This window comes from Streptomyces sp. NPDC054961 (assembly GCF_053609145.1).
The window spans coordinates 1-21430 of record NZ_JBSGWY010000023.1; the positions used below are offsets into that span (position 1 = coordinate 1).

Here is a 21430-nt window from a genome sequence, read left to right on the forward strand (position 1 = left end):
CCAACACCCCCCCCCCCCCGCTCCTTCGGGGTCTCGGGGGCTGGTTGTTGGTAAGACGAGCCCGGCCCTGGGGGCCGCGGTCGTGTTCGGTGACGATCAGGTCGCCGGTGGCGAACTTGCCGTTCGCGCAGGTGGCGCCGATGTCGTAGGTGCCGGGGTGGGCGCCGTGGGCGATCTGGAACTGCCCCACGACCACCTCCTTGTGGGTCCCCGGGGTCAGCTTGAAGCGGCCGCCGCCGACGGTGGACGCGTCGCCCTCGGCGTGACTGCCGTTGCCGCAGGCGCCCGTGTTCACCGTGACGGTGGTGCCCGGGGAGGCGGACTTGGGCCAGACCTCCAGCGGGGCGAAGTCGCCGGGCGCGAAGCCCGCCATGCCGAGGTCCGCGGCGGCCACGGCGCCGGCCACCGGGCCGGTGAACGCGGCGGCGGTCAGCGCGGTGGCGGTGAGCACGTGGGCGGTGCGTCGGCGCATGGGGGGTCTCCTGTGGACACGGGGTCGTGTTTCCGAGGTAACCCGGGCGCTGGTGCGGCCGCCTGCTGATGTGGTGTCAGATGTGGCCCCCGATGCCCGTGAGCCTGTCGTTTCCGCAGGTCAGCGGCGCTGGCGCGGCCATCCGTGGGCCCCCACCCCGTCCGGGTGAACGCCGGCGGGACCGGCTTCGGCGGGACTCAGGCGGCCGGAGGCAGGGTGACCACGGCCGACGCGCCGCACGGCGCGGCGTTGGACAGGACGACCCGGGCGCCGATGACCTGGGCCTGGCCCAGGGCGATGGTCAGGCCCAGGCCCGTGCCCTGGCCGCGTTCCGTCGTGCCCGTCAGGAAGCGCTGCGGGCCGTCGCGCAGCAGCGGCTCGGGGAAGCCGGGGCCCCGGTCGCGGACCGTGACGGTGTGGCCGGCCGTCGTCACGGTGATCGGGGCGCCGCCGTGCTTGCGGGCGTTCACCAGCAGGTTCGTCAGGATGCGTTCCAGGCGTCGCGCGTCCGTCCGTACGGACCCCGCGCCGTCGGCGCCCAGTACCAGCGCCTCGACCCCCGAGCGGCGGGTGATCGACTCCACCAGCGGGCCCAGGGGGTGCGTGTCCAGCTGCGCCACCTCCCGGTCCCCGTCCAGCCGGGCCACCTCCAGGAGGTCCTCCGTCAGCGTGCGCAGCGCCGCCACCCGGTCGCGCACCAGCTCCGTCGGGCGCCCCGGAGGCAGCAGTTCGGCGGCGGTGTGCAGGCCGGTCAGGGGGGTCCGCAGCTCGTGCGCCACGTCCGCCGTGAACCGCTGCTCCGCCACCAGCCGCCGCTGCAGGCTCTCCGCCATCGTGTCGACGGCCGAGGACAGGTCGGCCACCTCGTTGCGCGTCCCCGGCATGCTCGACGGGCCGATCCGCGCGTCGAGTTCGCCCGCGCTGATCCGCCGGGCGGTCTCGGCCGCGGATCGCAGGTCCTTGCTCAGCCGGCTCGCCAGCGCCGCCCCGCCGATCGCCGCGAGGCTGACCACCACCACGCCGGAGGCCGCCAACTGATGGTCGAGATCGCGTAGTTCCGCCTGTTCCGCGAGCAAGGAGCGGTGTACGGACAGCACTTGGTCGTCGCCGACCGGCCGGGCGGCCCATACCGCCGGGTGGGCGGAGTCCAGGTCGAGGTAGGTGGTGCGCTGCCCCGACAGGGCCGCCTGCCGCAGTGGCTCCGGCAGGTCGGGGCAGTCGATGCGCGCATCGGCCCCGCCCACCTTGCCGGCGTCCAGCTGGCCCGTGAGCTCGTACACCTGCCGTACGCGGACGAGTTGCGCGAGGGCGCTCTCCCGCGCCGCCCCGGCCACCTGGCGGGCCCGGGCCTCGTGGATGAGCACGCCGATGGTGAGCGCGACGAGGGAGCAGCCGACGGCGAGCAGGATGGAGATCTTCCAGCGCAGGCCGAGGGCGTGCACGAGGCGGCGGAGGCGGACCAGGGCGCGCCTCACCGGGCGGAGTTTCCCTTCCCGGCGGGGGGCTCCCAGCCGCGGGCCGGGCGGGGGCCGGGGCACTGCGCGGGGCCCGCGCCGCAGGAGACGGCGCTGCCGAACCGGTGCTCGTCGCTGAGCACGGTCATCCGCCGGCCGTCCCAGCGGTAGCGGACGGCGTGCGCGGACCCGTCGTCGTCGGCGGTGCGGACCAGCAGATCGGTGCCGAGGAGCTCCGGGTTCATCCGCCGGCCGCTGGTGAACAGGATCGGGACGATCCTTCCCCCGGCCACCGTGTAGACGCTCAGCACCGAGCGCCCCGTCGCGCCGTCCGCGGCGACGATCAGCTCGGGCTCGCCGCCGCCGGTCAGGTCCGCGAAGCGGGCGGGCCGGACTCCGGCCCGCCCCGGGCCCTCGGTCCTGCCCGCGCCGGCGAACTGTTTCATGCGCTTGTCCGCGCGCAGGACGGCCTCGACGTCGACCTTCTCGATCCCCTCCGGCCCCACGGCGGGCGCGTCCGGCAGGGGCTCCGGCGGAGGGATCCGGTCGGCCGCCCCCGAGCCGCCGGATGCCGGGGAGTCGTCGTTCCACTGCGGCCACAGCGGCTCCGGTTCCGGCTGGGCCGACACGGGCGGCGCGGCCTCCGCCGGGCCGAGGCCTCCGGGCGCGGCGCAGCCGGCGAGGCCGGTGCAGAGCAGGGCGGCGGCGAGGCCGCGGCGGGTCAGTGGAGTCATGGGTGCGGAACCGTCGGGTGGGGGAGGCCGCGTGGGCGGCGGGGGAGGGCGGTGCGGGAGCCGTCGGGGGAGGGGGCAGACTGACGGTAGACGGCGCCGGTCACGGGCGTCGGGAGGTTGTGTAACAGCGGTGCGTCCATGGGCCTGAGCAGCCGAAGTGGGGACTTTCGGCCCCGCGGAGCCGCGGCGGACCGCCCGGTGTGAACAGAGGGAGGGCCGTATGGCGTCGGTCGAGGGGCCGGAGCGGCAGGGCGGAAGAACGAGTTCCGCACCGGAGCCGGGGGACCCGCCGCGGGAGCTTCCGTTCTTCGTCTACGGAACCCTGCGGCCGGGCGAGGTCAACCACGACCTGTTCCTGCGGGGCCGCACCGCCGCCGAGGAGCCCGCGCGCCTCCCGGACGCGGCGCTCTACGAGGGCCCCGGCTACCCGTACGCCGTGGACCGCCCCGGCTCCGCCATAGCCGGGGAGCTGATCTTCGCGGCCCCCGGGGCCTACGGTGAACTCCTCGTCGCGCTCGACCTGCTGGAGGAGTACGAGGGCCCCGGGCACCCCCGCAACGTCTACGACCGCACCGCCCGCGAGGCCCTGCGCCCCGACGGCACCCCGGTCCGCGCCTGGGTGTACCTCGCCGCCCCGCTCGTGGCCCGCCGCCTCGCGCGCTCCGGAACGGAGATCCCCGGCGGGGACTGGCTGCGCCGCCGGCTCCCGTAGGTCCCCGTCACGACCGCGGCCACGGGCCCGGTGCTACAGGCCTTCCGCGCCCCGGTTGCGCAGCCGCTGCCCGTACTGCTGGAGGACCCACAGCTCCTCCTGGACCGCGGCCAGCTGTTCCGGCGGGGTCTGGGGGCCGAGGCGGGCCATCGTGCCCTGGACCTCGTGGACCCGGCGGTCGACGGCGCGCAGCCGGACCTGGACCAGCTGGACCCCGGCGTAGATCTCGTCGACCGTCTTCGCGTGGATGGCCTCGACCGCGAGCTCGGTGACCAGTGCGCGGACGGTGTCGTTCGGCGCGGCCTCGCGGACCCGCGTCAGATAGTCCTCGGTGCCGAGCGAGGCGCCGCCGGCGTCCTGGACGGCCTGACGGACGGCCGCGTAGGGCGGGGCGGTGAACTCGTCGATCCCGTACGCGTCGAAGGCGGGGGAGACCAGGGCCGGCCGCTGGAGGGCGAGCTTGAGCAGCTCGCGCTCCGTGCGGTGGGCGGGGCTGCGCAGGTTCAGCGCGGGACCGCCCGCCGGGGCCGCGGAGGGCGCGGGCGCGGCCTCGTAGGAGGACCGGCCGCGGCCCTGCTGCTGTCCGCCGCCGGGCCCCTGGCCGCCGCGGTCGCGCGCCCAGCGGGCGACCTGCGCGACCCGCTTGACCACGAACTGCTCGTCGCGGATGCCGAGCATGCCGGCCAGCTGGACCGCCGACTCGTGCTGGATCGCGATGTTCTTGATGTTGGCGACGACGGGGGCGGCCTCGTCCAGCGCGGCCGCGCGGCCCGCGGGGTTCTCCAGGTTGTGCCGGGCCACGATGTGACGCAGTGCGAACTCGAACAGAGGGGTGCGGGCCTCGACCAGCCCGGCCACGGCCGCATCGCCCTGCGCGAGGCGCAGGTCGCAGGGGTCCATGCCGCCCGGGGCGATGGTGATGGAGGTTTCCGCGGCGAACTTCTGGTCGTCCTCGAAGGCGCGCAGCGCGGCCTTCTGGCCGGCCGCGTCCCCGTCGAAGGTGAAGATCACCTCGGCGGTCGCGTTGTCCATGAGCAGGCGCCGCAGGATCTTGATGTGGTCCCCGCCGAAGGCGGTGCCACAGGTGGCGATCGCGGTCGTGACCCCGGCCACGTGGCAGGCCATCACATCGGTGTAGCCCTCGACCACGACGGCCCGGGAGGTGCGGGCGATCTCCTTCTTGGCCAGGTCGATGCCGTAGAGCACCTGGGACTTCTTGTAGATCGAGGTCTCGGGCGTGTTCAGGTACTTGGGGCCGTTGTCGTCCTCGCGCAGCTTGCGCGCGCCGAAGCCGACGACCTCGCCGCTGATGTCGCGGATGGGCCACATCAGGCGGCCGCGGAAGCGGTCGATGGGCTTTCCGCTGCGGCTGTCCTGGGCCAGGCCGGAGGTGATCAGTTCCTTGTCGCTGAAGCCCTTGCCGCGCAGGAACCGGGTCAGGTGGTCCCAGCCGGCCGGGCTGTAGCCGACGCTGAAGTGCGCGGCGGCGGCCTGGTCGAAGCCGCGCTCGGCCAGGAACGCGCGGCCGATCTCGGCTTCGGCGCTGCCCAGCTGGTCCTGGTAGAACTCGGCGGCGGCCTTGTGGGCCTCGACCAGCCGGATGCGCTCGCCGCGGCCGCTGGTGCCGGCGGTGTAGCCGCCCTCCTCGTACCGCAGGGTGATGCCGGCCAGGCCGGCGAGCCGCTCGACCGCCTCCGAGAAGGAGAGGTGGTCGATCTTCATCACGAAGTCGAGGGTGTCCCCGCCCGCCTGGCAGCCGAAGCAGTGGTAGAGACCCTTGCTCGGGCTGACCTGGAAGGACGGGGACTTCTCGTCGTGGAAGGGGCAGAGGCCCTTGAGGTTGCCGCCGCCCGCGTTGCGCAATTGGAGGTAGTCGGAGACCACGGCGTCGATCGGGACCGCGTCCCGTACCGCCTTCACGTCGTCGTCGTTGATCCGTCCTGCCACACGCGCAAGTCTACGGCCGCGGACCGACAGTCCCGTCAGGCCCCCGGGCGGCTCCCTGCCGGCCCCGCGTCAGGCCACCTCCGAGGGCAGCAGGGCGGACAGCGGGACCGCCGGGTCCGCCAGTTTCTCGCGGTCCACGGGCGCCTTCGACCTGATCAGCGCCTGGATGTGCTCGGCGACGTCCCACACGTTCACGTTCATTCCGGCCAGGACCCGCCCGTCCGACAGCCAGAAGGCGATGAACTCCCGCTTGCCCGCGTCCCCGCGGATCAGCACCTGGTCGTAGCCGCCCGCCGGGGCGTACCCCGAGTACTCCAGGCCCACGTCGTACTGGTCCGAGAAGAAGTACGGCACCCGGTCGTACGAGACCTCCTGCCCCAGCATCGCCCGCGCGGCGGCCGGACCTCCGTTGAGGGCGTTCGCCCAGTGCTCGACCCGCAGCCGGGTCCCGAGCACCGGATGGTGCGCGGCCGCCACGTCCCCGACCGCGAACACGTCGGGGTCGGAGGTGCGCAGCGAGGCGTCCACGGCGATGCCGCCGCCGTGCTCCCGGTCCACCAGGGCCAGGCCCGAGGTCTCCGCGAGCGCGGTGCGCGGCGCGGCGCCGATCGCCGCGAGGACCGCGTGCGCCGGGTGCTCCTCCCCGTCGGCCGTCCGGGCCGCCAGCACCATGCCGTCGTGCCCGACGATCTCCGTCAGCCGGGCCCCGAAGTGGAAGCGGACCCCGTGCTCGGCGTGCAGGTCGGCGAAGAGCCGGCCGATCTCCGGACCGAGCACCGCGTGCAGCGGGGTCGCCTCCGGCTCGATGACCGTGACCTCGGCCCCGTACCCCCGGGCCGCCGCGGCGACCTCCAGGCCGATCCAGCCGGCGCCCGCGATCAGCAGGTGCCCGTTGTCCCGGCCCAGGCCGGCCAGCGTCTTGCGCAGCCGCTCGGCGTGCGCGAGGCGCCGCAGGTGGTGCACCCCCACCAGCTCGGTGCCCGGGATGTCCAGCCGGCGCGGCTCGGCGCCGGTGGCCAGCAGCAGCTTGTCGTAGGGCAGCGCCGTGCCGTCGCCGAGGACCACCTTCTTGGCCTCCCGGTCGAGGTGGACCGCCGGCTGGCCGAGGTGCAGCTCGATGTCGGAGGCCGCGTACCAGGAGGCCTCGTGGACGAAGACGCTCTCGCGCTCCTCCTTGCCCGCCAGGTATCCCTTGGAGAGCGGGGGACGCTCGTAGGGATGGTCGCGCTCGTCGCCGATGAGGATCACCCGCCCCGTGAACCCCTCGGACCTCAGCGTCTCGGCCGCCTTAGCTCCGGCGAGCCCTGCGCCGACGATGACGAATGTCCGGTGTGCGTCGACCACCTGATGCCTCCTCATAACCTCTCCGCCACATGCGACCACATGCGAGCGTCCCGCACTGAGCCTGCCGCGTGAAGGGGGAGTGGCCCGATCGGCTCACCCTTCGGCGCGTCGCGCGCGACGCGTGAGGCGGGCGTGCAGGGAGCGTGCGGCGGCGTCCGTGAGCGCCGCGATCTGGTCGACGACCGCGCGTTTGCGGGCCCGGTCGTCGGGCGCCGCGTCGAAGATCGCCCGGAACTGCGGGTCCAGGCCCTCGGGGGCGCGGGCGCTCAGCGCCTCCGCGAGCTCGGCCAGGACGATGCGCTGATCGGCTCGGATCCGCTCCTGCTCGTCGCGCTGCATGACGTACAGGTCGGCCACGGCCTTGAGGACGGCGCACTCGTTGCGCGCCTCGCGCGGGACCACGAGCTCCGCCGCGTAGCGGGTGAGCCGGCCCGTTCCGTAGGCCTGCCGGGTCGCGCCCTCGGCGGCCAGGCAGAAGCGGCCGATGAGCTGGCTGGTGGCGTCCTTCAGCCGGGCCTGGGCCACGGCCGAGCCGTCGTACCCGTGCGGCCACCAGTCCTGCTCCATCAGCCGGTCCAGGGCTTCGCGCAGCTCCTCCGGGTCGGTGCCGGCCGGTACGTACCGGCCGATCGCCACCCGCCAGATCGCGGTGCGCTCGGGCTCGGCGAACAGCAGGTTCGGGTCGAGGTGCCCGGCGTGCAGGCCGTCCTCGAAGTCGTGGACGGAGTACGCCACGTCGTCGGCCCAGTCCATGACCTGCGCCTCGAAGCACTTGCGGTCGGCGGGCGCGCCGCGCCGGAGCCACTCGAAGACCGGCAGGTCGTCCTCGTACGCACCGAACTTCACCGAGCCCGGGTCGGTGGGGTGGTCCCCTCGCGCCCAGGGGTACTTGGTGGCGGCGTCCAGACAGGCCCGGGTGAGGTTCAGCCCGACGCTGACCAGCTCGCCGGTGGCCGGGTCGGGGACGAAGCGCTTGGGCTCCAGCCGGGTCAGCAGGCGCAGCGACTGGGCGTTGCCCTCGAAGCCGCCGCAGTCCTTGGCGAACTCGTTGAGCGCCTCTTCGCCGTTGTGGCCGAAAGGCGGGTGTCCCATGTCGTGCGAGAGGCAGGCCGCCTCGACCAGGTCGGGGTCGCAGCCGAGCGCGGCGCCGAGCTCCCGGCCGACCTGGGCGCACTCCAGGGAGTGCGTCAGACGCGTACGGGGGCTCGCGTCCCAGTCGTACGAACGCGTGCCGGGGGTGACCACCTGGGTCTTGCCGGCGAGGCGGCGCAGGGCGGCGGAGTGCAGCACACGGGCGCGGTCGCGCTGGAAGGCGGTCCGGCCCGGCCGTTTGTCGGGCTCGACGGCCCAGCGCTCGGTATCGGCGGGATCGTAGGGCGGACGAGCGGACGCGGTGGTGCCTTCCAAGCCTTCCATGCTCCGACGTTAACCGGAACCGCCGACAAGACGGGCGATCCGAGCGATCCGGCCCCGCACGGCTCCCGGCGCGGCACTAGGCGGTGGCCAGTTCCAGGTGCCCCGCGTACGGGACCTCGTGCCGGGCGTCGCCCTGCCCGGCGGCTGCCCGTTCCGCGGCGCTCCGTTCCGCGGCGGCCCGGGCGGCGAGGGCCGCGACGGCTTCGTCGTAGCGGTGCAGCACCAGCCGGGCCAGCGCCGGATGCGCGCCGAGCGGGGCTGCGGCCGGTCCGGGCGCGGCGGCGGCGCTCGCGGAGGCGAAGCGCCCGGGGGCGGCGAAGTACGAGGCCACCGCGACCCGGTGGCAGCCGCGCCCGGCCAGGGCCCGTACGGCCTCGGGCACGGTGGGCGCCGCGGCCGAGGCGTAGGCCGCCGTCACGGGCACCCCGTCGAGCCGTTCGGACAGCAGGGCTGCGGTGGCCCGCGTATCGGCGGCGGAGTCGGGGTCGCGGGATCCGGCGGCCGCCAGCACCACCGCGGACCCGGCGGTCCAGCCGGCTTCCACGAGCCGCTCGTACAGGGCCTCGACGAGCAGCGGATGCGGACCGAGGGGCGCGGCGATGCGGGTCCGCAGGTGTCCGGCGCGGGCGGCGGCGGCCGGCAGGTCCCGCTTGACGTGGGTGCCGCGCCCCAGCAGCAGCGGAACGAGCACGGCGGATCCGGTGGCCCGTTCGAGGGTGTGCTCCAGGAGCGGGTGGTTCAGCTCGATGTGCCCGAGCCGGACGGGGAGGCGGGGGCGGAGCTCGCGGACCCGTTCGAGCAGGGCCTCGACGGTGTGGAGGGCGCGCGGGTCACGGCTGCCGTGGGCCACGGCGACGAGGGTGGGCTGCATGGGGGGACTCCGTGGTGTCGGGGGCGCAGGCCGCTGAGCTGCGTGCCGAGCTGGGCGGTGATCCGGGTCAGCAACTCCGCCGTGGTGGACGGCGGAAGAGGAGGGCGGCGCGGGTCCGGCCCGGGGCATCGGGCCCGGCGGGTTCGGCGGCTTCGGCGGGCTCGCAGGGTTCGACGGGCCCGACGGGTTCGACGGGCCCGACGGGTTCGGCGGGGGCCCGGCCGCAGGGAGCGCCGGCCCCGGCGTCGCGGACCGTGCGGGCCCTGGTGCCCCGGACCGTGCGGGCCCGGCGGCGGGCCGTGCGGGTGGTGATGGCGCTCTGCGTGCTGGCGCTGCTGCCCTCCGCGTGGACGCACGCCGCGGCCGGGCCGCGGCTGCGCACCACCGCCGACGCGCCCGCGGCCGACGTGGCGGTGGTCTTCGGGGCCGGACTGTGGAACGGCCGGCCGACCCCCTACCTCGCCGGCCGCCTCGACGCCGCCGCCGAGCTCTACCGCGCGGGCAAGGTCAAGGTCGTCCTCGTCACCGGCGACAACAGCCGCACCGAGTACGACGAGCCCGACGCGATGCGCACGTACCTGACGGGCCACGGCGTGCCGGACGCCCGGATCGTCAGCGACTACGCGGGCTTCGACTCGTGGGACTCCTGCGTCCGTGCCCGGGAGATCTTCGGGGTGCGCCGGGCGGTGCTGGTCAGTCAGGGCTTCCACATCCGGCGGGCGGTCGCGCTGTGCCGGGCCGCCGGCGTGGACGCGTACGGGGTCGGGGTGGCCCAGGCGCACGACGCGACCTGGTACTACGGCGGTACGCGCGAGGTCTTCGCGGCGGGGAAGGCGGCGCTGGACGCGGTCTTCAAGCCGCAGCCGCGCTTCCTGGGCCCCAAGGAGGAAGGGGTGTCGCGGGCCCTGGCCGCTCTGGCAGACTGACGCCGCTGAAGGCGTATGCCGATTCGGCATATGCCGATCCGTCGTGCGTGTCAGGGGTGTGGAACCGTGGCGGTCGTGGAGGTCCTTGACCGGCCCGAGTTCCGCCGGGCCTCACCGGGCGGCGGAGCCCACGCTGAGGTGCGCGTACAAGAGGCGTAACCGGGGGCGGTGGTCCGCGTAACACCCGCGTCGCATGGTGAGACGCATGCACACCCCGGGAGCCGCACCGGCCGATACCCCCTCCGACGCCGTCACCGCCACGCACTGCCCGTACTGCGCGCTGCAGTGCGGGATGAACCTCCGCCCCGAACCGGGTGGGGGCGGCGTGGTGGTGGAGGAGCGGGCCGGCTTTCCCGTGAACTTGGGCGCGCTGTGCGGCAAGGGCCGCAGCGCCCCCGCCGTGCTCTCCTCCCGGGTGCGCCTGACCGAGCCGCTCGTCCGCACCCACGCCGGGCAGCTGGAGCCGGCCACCTGGGAGGAGGCCCTCGACGCCGTCGCCGAGGGGCTCGCGCGTACGCGCGGTGCCCACGGGGCGGACGCGGTCGGGGTGTTCGGCGGTGGCGGGCTGACGAACGAGAAGGCCTACGCCCTCGGGAAGTTCGCCCGGATCGCCCTCGGGACCTCGCAGATCGACTACAACGGCCGGTTCTGCATGTCCTCGGCCGCCGCCGCGCACCAGCGGGCCTTCGGGCTCGACCGGGGGCTGCCCTTCCCGCTGGAGGACATCCCCCGGACCGGCTGCGTGATCCTCGTCGGCTCCAACCCGGCCGAGACCATGCCGCCCGCCCTCCGCTTCTTCCGCGAACTCCGCGAGAACGGCGGCACGCTGATCGTGGTGGACCCGCGCCGCACGCGGACCGCCGAGCAGGCCGACCTGCACCTGGCCCCCCGCCCCGGCACGGACCTGGCGCTCGCCCTCGGCCTGCTCCACCTGGTGGTGGCGGGCGGGCACACCGACGAGGAGTTCATCGCCGAACGCACCAGCGGCTGGGAGGAGGCCCGCGCGGGCGCGATGGCGCACTGGCCGGAGCTGGTCGAGCGCATCACGGGAGTGCCCGTGCCCAGACTCCGCGAGGCGGTACGGATGTTCTGCGCCCCGGAGTCCGCGATGGTGCTCACCGCGCGCGGCCCCGAGCAGCAGTCCAAGGGCACCGACACCGTCGGAGCCTGGATCAACCTCTGCCTCGCCACCGGCCGGGCCGGCCGCCCGCACTCCGGGTACGGGTGCCTCACCGGCCAGGGCAACGGCCAGGGCGGCCGCGAGCACGGTCAGAAGGCCGACCAGCTCCCCGGCTACCGCAAGCTGACCGACCCGGCGGCGCGGGCCCACGTGGCCGGGGTCTGGGGCATCGACCCCGACGACCTCCCCGGCCCGGGCCGCAGTGCCTACGAACTCCTCGACGCGCTGGGCACGGACGTCCGGGCCCTGCTCCTGATGGGCTCGAACCCGGTGGTCTCGGCCCCCCGCGCCGGCCACATCGAGGACCGCATCCGCTCCCTGGACTTCCTCGCGGTCGCGGACGTGGTCCTGTCCGAGACCGCCGCCCTGGCGGACGTGGTCCTCCCGGTCGCCCAGTGGGCGGAGGAGACCGGCACCACCACCAACCTGGAGGGCCGCGTCCTGCTGCGCCGCCGGGCCCTGACCCCGCCTCCCGGGGTCCGCACCGACCTGGAGGTCCTGCACGGCCTGGCCGCGCGGCTGGGCGTGCCGAAGGCCTTCCCGACCTCGCCCGAGGAGGTCTTCGACGAACTGCGCCGGGCCTCGGCGGGCGGCCCGGCGGACTACTCGGGCATCAGCTACGCCCGGATCGAGGCCGAGCAGGGGGTCTTCTGGCCCTGCCCGGCGGACGCACCGGCGGACGCACCGGCGGGAGAGGCCGCCCCGGCGGAGGCGGAACCGGGGGAGATCCGCCCCGCGCAGCCCCACCCCGGCACCCCGCGCCTCTTCCTCGACCGCTTCGCCACCGAGGACGGCCGGGCCCGCTTCGTCCCCGTCACGCACCGCGACGCCGCCGAGGTCCCGGACGCGCGGTACCCGCTGCTCCTCACCACCGGCCGGGTGGTCGCCCAGTACCAGTCGGGCGCGCAGACCCGGCGGGTGGACGAGCTCAACGCGGCCGCCCCCGGCGCCTTCGTGGAACTCCACCCGCGCCTCGCGGCCCGCATCGGCGCGGTCGAGGGCGCCCCCCTGGCGGTCACCTCCCGCCGGGGCCGCGCGGTGGCCCCGGCCCGCATCACCGACACCATCCGCGCGGACACGGTCTTCATGCCCTTTCACTGGCCGGGCGAGGGCCGCGCGAACACCCTCACGAACCCCGCGCTGGACCCGGTCTCGCGGATGCCGGAGTTCAAGGTCTGCGCGGTCCGGGTCGAACCGGCCGAACCGGCCGAACCGGCCTAAGCGGCCGCGAAGGTGGGCTCCAGGGCCTTCAGCAGGCGCCGCGCGTAGGACTCGGCGGACCCGGGGATCCCCGGGTACTCCGCGTGGAACGGGCTCCAGTCCGTCCGCGCGAGCCCTTCGAACATCCCGGGTGCGGGCGGCTGGTGGCCCGCGCCGGTCTCGAACTCCCCGGAGAGCCGGAACACCTCCGCCAGCAGCGGGTAAGGAAGTGCGCGGCTCTCCGCCAGCAGGACCGCGTCGTACAGGTCCTTGCCCTGCGGGTACATGTCCCCGGCGAGCCACAACAGCTTCCAGGCGAGGGAGAGTTCGCGCGTGGCGCCCAGCAGCCCGACCCCCGCCACCTCCACGGGCTCCGGCGCGACCGGCAGCGGCTCGTTGAAGACGAAGTCCAGCTGGACCTGACCGCCCCGCATGCCCGGCGCGGACCAGGGGAGGACCAGCCTGTGCCCCGGGACGCGTTCGTACGTCCAGATGTACTCCGACACCGCCTCCGACGCCGGCATCACCAGGTCCCCGTACCCCGCCACCCGCTCGGCCGCGGCCGCGATCGCCTCCAGCATCCGCGCGGTGCGGTCCTCCTCGATCATCCAGTCCACGGGGACCACGACGAAGTCCAGGTCGTGAGGCTCCCGCGAGGCCTCCCCGAACCACTGGGACATCAGCGTGCTCCCGCGCAGCACCAGCGCATCCGCGAAGCCCGAGGTCCCGACGGCACGCAACGCCACGTCCATCGCCGACCGCCGGGCCGACCGCCAGGCCGCCCGCGCCGCCGGCTCCGCGATCACCGGATCCAGCGGCCGGTACGCCTCCTGGAAGTGCTTGAGCGCGGGATCGAAGGCCACGCCGGCCGGGTCGCCCCTCTCGCCCGTCCGCAGGGTCCGGGGCCGCTGGAACCTCCGCCGGGTCTGCTCCGTCTCCGGTTCCGCGGGATCATCCGGTCCGCCCGGAATCGACGGCTTCCACTCCTGGCCGCTCACAGCGCGTCCCCCTCCTCGATCCACCCGTCGTCCACCGACAGGTTGCTGTCGTACAGGACGAACTCCCGCTCCTGCGAGCGGATTTCGTACCCGGCTCCCACCAGCGCGGCGGTCAGCGCCCCGTAGGCCGCCGTCGCCAGCGCCGCCGTGCCCCGGCAGCGCTGGGTCACGAAGCGTTCGTGACGGGCCCCCGGCAGGACCCGGCGCGCGTTCCACGACACGTGGGCCGCGTGTTCCGTCGCCAGGGACTCCAGGGCGGCCCGGTCGTAGTCGGCGGGAAGGCGCAGCTTCAGGTGGTGCTCGAAGTAGCCCCCGCCGGGGCCCGGCAGGTCCGTGGTCCACGGGACGGTCTCCACCTTGACCCGGACCGGGTCGAAGCCGGCCGCGCGCAGCCGGGGCACCAGCGCCTCGTGCCCCGTGCGGTCGGGCAGCGTCAGCATCGGCTGCGAGGTCATCCGGCCCCGGGCCAGCACGATGTGCGTCACCTTCAACTCCCGCCGCCCGGCCCACGCTTCGAGCCGCGCCAGTTCCGCCGGGTCCGGGCAGCGCACCGTGACGTGCGTTTCGTACGGAGACATGGCGACGATCTTCCCGCACATGCGTCCGGTCCGCATCGGGGTTCTCGTCAGGGGGTAACCATGGGTCACGCACCGGACTCAGAAAGTGCTCGCACGCCCCTCGTGGCAGCGATGTGTCGTACCCCACACTGAGGTGCGGTGCCCCCGTCCTCGGAGCCCTGTGGAGGTCGCCCCCGTGCAGACCCAGAGCTTGACCGTCAGCGTCAGCCCGCCCCGGAACACCGCCGCGGAGGCCGAAGCCGCGGCCGGCGAGGAACCGGAGGCCGACGCCGTGGACGAGGAGGAGGAGCCGCAGGCCCCGGAGCTGGGCCGGCAGGCGTCCGCCCAGCGCAAACGGGCTGGTGAGGGCTCCGCCGGAGCGGGACCGTCCGCCGACCTCTTCCGGCAGTACCTGCGCGAGATCGGCCGGATCCCGCTGCTCACCGCGGCCGAGGAGGTCGACCTCGCGCGGCGCGTGGAAGCGGGACTGTTCGCCGAGGAGAAGCTCGGCAGCGGGGCCGCGCTCGACCTGCAGCTCACCCTCGACCTGGACAAGCTCGTCGTCATGGGCCGCATGGCCAAACGCCGCCTCATCGAATCGAACCTGCGGCTCGTCGTCTCCGTCGCCAAGCGTTACGTGGGCCGCGGGCTGACCATGCTCGACCTGGTCCAGGAGGGGAACCTCGGGCTGATCCGGGCCGTCGAGAAGTTCGACTACGCCCGCGGCTACAAGTTCTCCACCTACGCCACCTGGTGGATCCGCCAGGCCATGTCCAGGGCCCTCGCCGACCAGGCCCGGACCATCCGCGTGCCCGTCCACGTCGTCGAGCTGATCAACCGCGTCATCCGCGTCCAGCGCCGCATGCTCCAGGAGCGCGGGTACGAGCCCACCGCCGAAGAGGTCGCCGCGCACCTGGAGCTGACTCCCGAGCGGGTCCTGGAAGTGCTGCGCCTGGCACAGGAACCGGTCTCGCTGCACGCCCCCGTGGGCGAGGAGGACGACGTCGCGCTCGGCGACCTCATCGAGGACGGCGACGCCGCCTCCCCGGTGGAGTCGGCCGCCTTCTTCCTGCTCCGCGAGCACCTGGAGGCGGTCCTCTCGACCCTCGGCGAGCGGGAGCGCAAGGTCGTGCAGCTGCGCTACGGGCTCGCCGACGGCCGGCCGCGCACGCTGGAGGAGATCGGGCGGATCTTCGGGGTGACCCGCGAGCGGATCCGGCAGATCGAGTCCAAGACCCTCGGCAAACTGCGCGACCACGCCTTCGCCGACCAGCTCCGCGGCTATCTCGACTGAGGACGGGCCGTGCCGGCCCCACGGGGAGCGCGGCGGCACGGAAAAGGGGGCGCCCCGAAGGGCGCCCCCGTTCCACTCGTCCCGGCCGTCCCGCTAGTCGACCTCGGCCACCGCTTGCGCGAACTGCGCCGCGTACAGGCGCGCGTACGCGCCGTCCGAGCCCAGCAGCTCCTCGTGCGTGCCCTGTTCCACGATCGAGCCGCTCTCCATCACCAGGATCAGGTCGGCGTCGCGGATCGTGGACAGCCGGTGCGCGATCACGAAGGACGTGCGGCCGTGCGCGAGGCGCGCCATCGCCTTCTGGATCAGCACCTCGGTCCGGGTGTCCACCGAGCTCGTCGCCTCGTCGAGCACCAGGATCACCGGGTCGGACAGGAACGCCCGCGCGATGGTGATCAGCTGCTTCTCGCCGGCGCTGACGCCCGCGCCCTCGTCGTCGAGCACCGTGTCGTAGCCGTCGGGCAGCGTGCGGACGAACCGGTCCGCGTGGGCCGCCCGCGCGGCCTCCTCGATCTCCTCGCGCGTCACCTCGCGCGAAGCGCCGTAGGCGATGTTCTCCGCGATGGTGCCGCCGAACAGCCAGGTGTCCTGGAGCACCATGCCGATGCCGCCGCGCAGTTCCTCGCGGGTCATCTTCGCGATGTCCACGCCGTCGAGGGCGATCTCGCCGCCCGTGACCTCGTAGAACCGCATCAGCAGGTTGACCAGCGTGGTCTTGCCGGCGCCGGTCGGGCCGACGATCGCGACCGTCTGTCCCGGGTCGACCGAGAGCGAGAGGTTCTCGATCAGCGGCTTGTCCCGCTCGTAGCGGAAGGCGACCTTGTCGAAGGTGACCTGCCCGACCAGCGTTTCGGGACGCTCCGGAACCTCCGCGTCCGGCTCCTGCTCCTCCGCGTCCAGCAGCTCGTACACCCGCTCCGCCGACGCGACGCCGGACTGCACCAGGTTCGCCATGGAGGCGACCTGGGTCAGCGGCATCGAGAACTGGCGCGAGTACTGGATGAAGGCCTGGACGTCACCGATCGACAGGGTGCCCGAGGCCACCTTCAGACCGCCGACGACCGCGACGAGCACGTAGTTGATGTTCGAGATGAACAGCATCACCGGCTGCATGATCCCGCTGACCAGCTGCGCCTTGAACGAGGCCCGGTACAGCGCCTCGTTCTGCTCGGCGAAGAGCTCCGCGGACTCCTTCTGCCGGCCGAAGACCTTGACCAGCGTGTGCCCCGAGTACATCTCCTCGACGTGCGCGTTCAGGGCGCCCGTGGACTTCCACTGCGCCACGAACTGCGGCTGCGACTTCTTGCCGATCTTCGCGGCCACGTAGGCCGAGACCGGGATCGTCACGAGCGCGACCAGCGCCAGCACCGGCGAGATCCAGAACATCATCGCCAGCACGCCGACGATGGTCAGGAGCGAGTTGAGCAGCTGCCCCATCGTCTGCTGGAGCGTCTGCCCGATGTTGTCGATGTCGTTCGTGGCCCGGCTGAGCACCTCTCCGCGCTTCTGCGAGTCGAAGTACGACAGCGGCAGCCGCGACAGCTTCGCCTGCAGCGCCTCGCGCAACCGGTACACGGTGCCGTTCATGATGTGGTTCGACAGCCGCGTCGCGACCAGCATCATCAGACCGGCGACCGTGAAGACGGCCAGCGCCCACAGGGCCACCGCCCCCACCGCGCCGAAGTCGATGCCCTGGCCCGGGGTGAAGTCGGTGCCGGACAGCATGTCCGCCATCCCGCCCTGGCCCTGGGAGCGCATCAGCTCCAGGGCCTGTTCCTTGGTGGCGCCGGGCGGCAGCTCCCGCCCCACCTCCCGGCCCACGATCCCCGCGAAGACCAGGTCGGTGGCCTCGCCGAGGATCTTCGGGCCGGTCACCGAAGCGGCGACGCTGGCCACGACCGCGAGGATCATGCCCCACAGCTTGACCCGGTCGTGCGCCAGCTGGCGCAGCAGCCGCTTGCCCGAGTCCTTGAAGTTCATGGACCGCGTCGTCGGCGGTCCCATCATCATGCGTCCTCCGGGACCGCTCACGCCGCCTCCGCCTCCGTCAGCTGGGAGAGCACGATCTCCCGGTAGGTCTCATTGCCGGCCATCAGCTCGTGGTGGCGTCCTTCGCCCACGACCTGTCCCGCGTCGAGGACGACGATCCGGTCGGCGTCGCGGATCGTGGAGACCCGCTGGGCGACGATGACCACGGTCGCGTTCTCGGTCTCGCGGGCGAGCGCGGAGCGCAGCGCCGCGTCCGTCGCGTAGTCCAGGGCCGAGAAGGAGTCGTCGAAGAGGTAGATCTCCGGGCGCTGCACGAGCGTGCGCGCGATCGCGAGCCGCTGGCGCTGGCCGCCGGAGACGTTGGTCCCGCCCTGGGCGACGGGCGCGTCGAGCCCGCCCTCCAGCGCGGAGACGAACTCCTTGGCCTGCGCCACCTCCAGCGCGTGCCACAGCTCCTCGTCGGTGGCGTCCGGGCGTCCGTAGCGCAGGTTGGTGGCGACCGTCCCGGAGAACAGGTACGGCTTCTGCGGGACCATGCCGACCGTCCGGGCGAGCAGCTCGGGCGCGAGGCGGCGTACGTCCTCGCCGTCCACGAGGACCTCGCCGCCGGTCGCGTCGAACAGCCGGGGGACCAGACCCAGCAGGGTGGACTTGCCGCTGCCGGTGGAGCCGATCACGGCGGTGGTCTCGCCCGGGCGGGCGACCAGGTCGACCCCGCGCAGTACGGGAGCCTCGGCGCCCGGGTAGCGGAAGTCGGCGCCGCGCAGCTCGAGGCGGCCGTGGTGGAGCAGCTTGCGGACGGGGTCGGCGGGCGGGACCACGCTGGAGTCGGTGTCCAGGACCTCCTGGACGCGCTCGGCGCAGACCTCGGCGCGCGGCACCATCATGAACATGAAGGTGGCCATCATCACGGCCATGACGATCTGCATCAGGTAGGCGAGGAAGGCCGTCAGCTGGCCGATCTCCATGCCGCCGCTGTCGATGCGCATGGCGCCGAACCAGATGACGGCGACGCTGGAGATGTTCACGACCACGATGACCGTCGGGAACATCAGCGCGAGCAGCTTGCCCGCCGCCAGCGAGACACCGGTGAGGTCGGCGTTGGCCTCGCGGAAGCGGTTCTTCTCGTAGTCGTCGCGGATGAAGGCGCGGATCACCCGGTTGCCGGTGATCTGCTCGCGCAGGACCCGGTTCACGGTGTCCAGGCGCGTCTGCATCGCCCGGAAGAGCGGCCGCGTCTTCAGGACGATGGCGCCGACCGACAGGCCGAGCACGGGGACGACGGCGAGGAGCACGCCCGACAGCTTCACGTCGAGCGACAGCGCCATGAAGATGCCGCCGACGCACATGATCGGAGCCGACACCATCAGGGTGAAGGTCATCAGCACGAGCATCTGGATCTGCTGCACGTCGTTCGTCGTACGGGTGATCAGCGAGGGCGCGCCGAAGTGGCCGAGCTCACGCGCCGAGAAGCTCTGTACGCGGTCGAAGACGCCGGCCCGGACGTCACGGCCGAAGGCGGCGGCGGTGCGGGCACCGTAGTAGACGGCTCCGACGTTGCAGACGAGCTGCACCAGCGAGACGCCGAGCATCAGCGCGCCGAAGCGCAGGATGTAGCCCGTGTCGCCGTTGACGACACCGTTGTCAATGATGTCGGCGTTCAACGTGGGCAGGTAGAGGCTCGCGCTGGTCTGCAGCAGTTGCAGCAGCACCAGCACGGCGATCGGTTTCCGGTACGGACCGAGGTGGGTCCGCAGAAGTCGTATGAGCACGCGCAGGCTCCGGTCGGCATGATCGAGGGGGGTCACCCCATCTTCGGCCAACCGGGTGCCCAGCCCCAACGGTTTTCGCAAAGGCCGGTCAAAAGGAGTACCGGGGCGCGGGACCGGTCCTAGGCCCTTGGCCGGGCCCCCGGCAAGGCCCGCCGGCTAGGAACCCGGCCGGGCCCCCGGCCGCCGTGCCGCCCCCGGCCGCCGTGCCGCCCCCGGCGGCCGCGCGCCGCCGGGCTCAGAAAGCGCCGGCCTCAGAACGCGCCGGGGTGGATCTGCTCCCGGGTCGCGATGTACTGCTGGCGCACGCCCTGCCAGGCCGGGTACTCCTCGTCCGGCTCGAAGACCTGCGCGGCCGGCGCCGGCCACACCGGCGGGGTGTGCGGGGCCAGCGTGCCCCGCGCCACGCCGAGCGCCCACGCCGCCTGCCGGGCCGCGCCCAGCGCCGCGTAGTCCGCCGGCGCCGGCACGACGATCTGCGTGCCGAACAGGCCCGGCGCGAAGGCCTGTACGGCGGGCAGCTCGGCCGCCGCGCCCAGCAGGAACACCCGGCGGATCTCCACCCCCCGGCTGCGCAGCACGTCGAGCGCGTCCACCAGCCCGCACAGCATCCCCTCGAAGGCCGCCCGCGCGAGGTGCTCCGGCTTCATGGAGTCCCGGCGCAGCCCCGACAGGGTTCCGGCGGTGTGCGGCAGGTTCGGCGTCCGCTCACCCTCCAGGTACGGCAGGAGTACGAGGCCGTGTGCGCCCGGGGTCGACTTCAGCGCGAGCTCGCTCAGCCCGTCCAGGTCGGTGCCCAGCATCTCGGCGGTGCCGCGCAGGGCCCGTACCGCGTTGGAGGTGTTGACCACCGGCAGGTGCATCCCGGCGGCGTCCGCGAGCGAGGTGATCAGCCCGCCGGGCTCGGACAGCGCCTCGCGGTGCACCGCCATCACCGACCCGGAGGCGCCCAGGGACACCACCGCGTCGCCGGGGCCCATGCCCAGTCCGAGCGCGGCGGCCATGGTCTCGCCGGTCCCGGCGGAGATCAGCAGCCCCTCGGGCGTGGTCCCGGCGGCTTCGGAGGGGCCGAGCACCTCGGGCAGGAGCGCCCGGTGGCCGAGCGCGAGCTCGACGAGGTCGGGGCGGTAGGTGCCGGTGGCCGTCGACCAGTAGCCGGTGCCGGAGGCGCCGCCCCGGTCGGTGGTCCGCCGGGCCGGGCGGCCCAGCAGCTGCCACACCAGCCAGTCGTGGGGCGACATCACCGCGGCGACCCGGCGGGCCGCGTCGGGCTCGACGCGGGCCAGCCAGGCCAGCTTCGCGATCGGCTGGGCCGAATGGGGGACCGATCCGACGGCCTCGGCCCAGGCCTGCCGGCCGCCGAGCGCTTCGATCAGGTCGGCGGCGGCGACCTGGCCGCGCTTGTCGTTGCCGATCAGCGCGGAGCGGACGAGGCCGCCCTGCGCGTCGAGGGGCAGCACACCGTGCTGCTGGGCGGAGACGCCGATGGCCTCGACGCCCTCGAGGAGCCCGCCGCCGGCGGCTTCCCCGAGGGAGAGCAGCCATGCCTGTGGATCGGTCTCGTGCGGGACGGCTTCGCCGGTGGGCTGCGGATGGGGGGCGTACCCCTGGCGCAGCACGGCGCCCGTCTCGGTGTCACAGACCACGATGCGAGTGAAGGCGGAAGAGCTGTCCAGCCCGGCGACTATCCCCATGAGGGGAATTCTGCCGCACGTCCGAACGAACTCCGCCGCCCCGAACCCCGCGAGACGTCACCCGGGCGGGGGCGGGCCCCGCCCGGGCCGAGCCGTCAGGTGTTGCTGGTGCCCCAGTCGTCCTCGCCGGAGCCGCCGCCGACCCGGGCGCGCAGCCCGCGTACCCGCCCGGCCAGGGAGTCGGGCACGGCGTCGCCCACCTTGTCGCTCACCACGGCGAAGGCCTTGCCCGCGAACTCCCGGCCGGTCTGACCAGCGCTCTCGGCGGCGTTGCGCACCGCCGGGTTCTGCGCGAACCCGCGCGCGGACTTCCTCAACTGTTCGTACCGCTCGCGCCCGGCCCGGGTCCCGAGCACGTACCCGAGGGCCAGTCCGACCACGAACGTGACCTTGTACCGCATGCCTGTCACCCTTCGTCATGTGGTGCCCGGCCCGCTGGCGATACCGATTGGCGGAGCACCCCCCTGCTTGCGCTAATCTATGACTCGCAGCGGGCACCCGCCCCCCGGCTTGGCCGGAGGTGGGCTGTTCGGTGCAACGCAGCAATCCCCTGTAGCTCAATTGGCAGAGCAGCCGACTGTTAATCGGCAGGTTACTGGTTCGAGTCCAGTCGGGGGAGCGCGGTCCCCTGTAGCTCAATTGGCAGAGCAGCCGACTGTTAATCGGCAGGTTACTGGTTCGAGTCCAGTCGGGGGAGCAAGTGAGAACGAGGACCCCGAGTGGGTCCTTTTTCTTTTTATGCGCCCGGTGTGGAACCGGACAGGGCTCGATACGGTCTCTCTGGGCAGGCGAAGCCGATCATGCGAGGCATCCGAGGCAGGAGATCGTATGAGCGGCTATGCTGCGGCAGACGGCGCGCACACATGTACGCGC

The 21430-nt window shown here is 73.6% G+C and carries 17 protein-coding genes and 2 tRNA genes; 6 read left to right on the plus strand and 13 right to left on the minus strand.

Annotated elements, in window-relative coordinates; translation table 11 throughout:
* From ACWF9Z_RS20990 to ACWF9Z_RS21000, 3 genes are all read right to left on the minus strand, one after another.
* Positions 1-472: hypothetical protein (locus ACWF9Z_RS20990; RefSeq protein ID WP_453604130.1), on the minus strand; the 472-nt coding region annotated here is incomplete at its 3' end.
* Positions 473-669: 197 nt separating this feature from the next.
* Positions 670-1947: an ATP-binding protein gene (locus ACWF9Z_RS20995; protein ID WP_453604132.1), complete on the minus strand. Its 1278-nt coding sequence runs from the start codon at positions 1945-1947 to the stop codon at positions 670-672.
* Positions 1944-2660 (minus strand): hypothetical protein, encoded by a 717-nt coding sequence (locus tag ACWF9Z_RS21000; protein WP_453604134.1) that lies wholly within the window; start codon positions 2658-2660, stop codon positions 1944-1946. The genes ACWF9Z_RS20995 and ACWF9Z_RS21000 overlap by 4 nt, the downstream gene beginning before the upstream one ends.
* Before the next feature lie 220 nt (positions 2661-2880).
* Here ACWF9Z_RS21000 and ACWF9Z_RS21005 point away from each other — a divergent pair, with 220 nt between their 5' ends.
* On the plus strand, positions 2881-3372 hold the full coding sequence (locus ACWF9Z_RS21005) for a gamma-glutamylcyclotransferase family protein (RefSeq protein WP_453604135.1): 492 nt from the start codon (positions 2881-2883) through the stop codon (positions 3370-3372).
* A 33-nt stretch (positions 3373-3405) separates the two neighbouring features.
* Here ACWF9Z_RS21005 and dnaG read toward each other — a convergent pair whose 3' ends face one another.
* From dnaG to ACWF9Z_RS21025, 4 genes are all read right to left on the minus strand, one after another.
* Positions 3406-5319, minus strand: a complete 1914-nt coding sequence (gene dnaG, locus ACWF9Z_RS21010) for a DNA primase (protein ID WP_453604137.1) — start codon at positions 5317-5319, stop codon at positions 3406-3408.
* A gap of 69 nt (positions 5320-5388) precedes the next feature.
* Positions 5389-6663, minus strand: a complete 1275-nt coding sequence (locus ACWF9Z_RS21015; protein ID WP_453604139.1) for an NAD(P)/FAD-dependent oxidoreductase — start codon at positions 6661-6663, stop codon at positions 5389-5391.
* Between the two features lie 93 nt (positions 6664-6756).
* Entirely contained in the window at positions 6757-8079 is a 1323-nt protein-coding gene (locus tag ACWF9Z_RS21020) for a deoxyguanosinetriphosphate triphosphohydrolase (protein ID WP_453604140.1), read from the minus strand.
* A gap of 76 nt (positions 8080-8155) precedes the next feature.
* The gene (locus ACWF9Z_RS21025) at positions 8156-8950 is read right to left on the minus strand and encodes a sirohydrochlorin chelatase (RefSeq protein ID WP_453604142.1); all 795 of its coding nucleotides are present in this window, start codon (positions 8948-8950) and stop codon (positions 8156-8158) included.
* A gap of 311 nt (positions 8951-9261) precedes the next feature.
* On the opposite strand from ACWF9Z_RS21025, the gene ACWF9Z_RS21030 reads away from it, so the two are divergent.
* Positions 9262-9876: a SanA/YdcF family protein gene (locus tag ACWF9Z_RS21030; protein ID WP_453604296.1), complete on the plus strand. Its 615-nt coding sequence runs from the start codon at positions 9262-9264 to the stop codon at positions 9874-9876.
* A gap of 205 nt (positions 9877-10081) precedes the next feature.
* Entirely contained in the window at positions 10082-12277 is a 2196-nt protein-coding gene (locus ACWF9Z_RS21035; protein WP_453604144.1) for a molybdopterin oxidoreductase family protein, read from the plus strand.
* On the opposite strand, the gene ACWF9Z_RS21040 is transcribed toward ACWF9Z_RS21035, so the two are convergent.
* Together ACWF9Z_RS21040 and ACWF9Z_RS21045 are read right to left on the minus strand one after the other, a co-directional pair.
* Positions 12274-13254, minus strand: coding sequence for a nucleotidyl transferase AbiEii/AbiGii toxin family protein (locus tag ACWF9Z_RS21040; protein ID WP_453604145.1), 981 nt, complete (start codon positions 13252-13254; stop codon positions 12274-12276). The two genes, ACWF9Z_RS21035 and ACWF9Z_RS21040, sit on opposite strands and share 4 nt — an antisense overlap.
* On the minus strand, positions 13251-13832 hold the full coding sequence (locus tag ACWF9Z_RS21045) for a hypothetical protein (protein WP_453604147.1): 582 nt from the start codon (positions 13830-13832) through the stop codon (positions 13251-13253). Before ACWF9Z_RS21045 ends, ACWF9Z_RS21040 begins: the two co-directional genes overlap by 4 nt.
* Positions 13833-14007: 175 nt before the next feature.
* Here ACWF9Z_RS21045 and ACWF9Z_RS21050 point away from each other — a divergent pair, with 175 nt between their 5' ends.
* Positions 14008-15105 carry an RNA polymerase sigma factor gene (locus tag ACWF9Z_RS21050; RefSeq protein WP_453604148.1) on the plus strand — a complete coding sequence of 366 codons (1098 nt, stop codon included), beginning with the start codon at positions 14008-14010 and terminating at the stop codon, positions 15103-15105.
* Positions 15106-15198: 93 nt separating this feature from the next.
* Here the strand turns inward: ACWF9Z_RS21050 and ACWF9Z_RS21055 are convergent, their stop codons facing one another.
* The 4 genes from ACWF9Z_RS21055 to ACWF9Z_RS21070 all read right to left on the minus strand — a co-directional run bounded on the left by ACWF9Z_RS21055 (position 15199) and on the right by ACWF9Z_RS21070 (position 20958).
* The gene (locus ACWF9Z_RS21055; protein WP_453604150.1) at positions 15199-17136 is read right to left on the minus strand and encodes an ABC transporter ATP-binding protein; all 1938 of its coding nucleotides are present in this window, start codon (positions 17134-17136) and stop codon (positions 15199-15201) included.
* Positions 17133-18866 carry an ABC transporter ATP-binding protein gene (locus ACWF9Z_RS21060; protein ID WP_453604151.1) on the minus strand — a complete coding sequence of 578 codons (1734 nt, stop codon included), beginning with the start codon at positions 18864-18866 and terminating at the stop codon, positions 17133-17135. Before ACWF9Z_RS21060 ends, ACWF9Z_RS21055 begins: the two co-directional genes overlap by 4 nt.
* A 251-nt stretch (positions 18867-19117) precedes the next feature.
* Positions 19118-20557 (minus strand): FGGY family carbohydrate kinase, encoded by a 1440-nt coding sequence (locus ACWF9Z_RS21065; protein ID WP_453604153.1) that lies wholly within the window; start codon positions 20555-20557, stop codon positions 19118-19120.
* A gap of 95 nt (positions 20558-20652) precedes the next feature.
* Complete coding sequence (locus ACWF9Z_RS21070; protein ID WP_453604154.1) at positions 20653-20958, minus strand: YtxH domain-containing protein; 306 nt, start codon at positions 20956-20958, stop codon at positions 20653-20655.
* A 145-nt stretch (positions 20959-21103) separates the two neighbouring features.
* On the opposite strand from ACWF9Z_RS21070, the gene ACWF9Z_RS21075 reads away from it, so the two are divergent.
* Both ACWF9Z_RS21075 and ACWF9Z_RS21080 read left to right on the plus strand, forming a co-directional pair.
* A tRNA-Asn gene (locus ACWF9Z_RS21075) sits at positions 21104-21176 on the plus strand.
* A gap of 5 nt (positions 21177-21181) precedes the next feature.
* Positions 21182-21254, plus strand: a tRNA-Asn gene (locus ACWF9Z_RS21080).
* Positions 21255-21430: the final 176 nt, after the last annotated feature.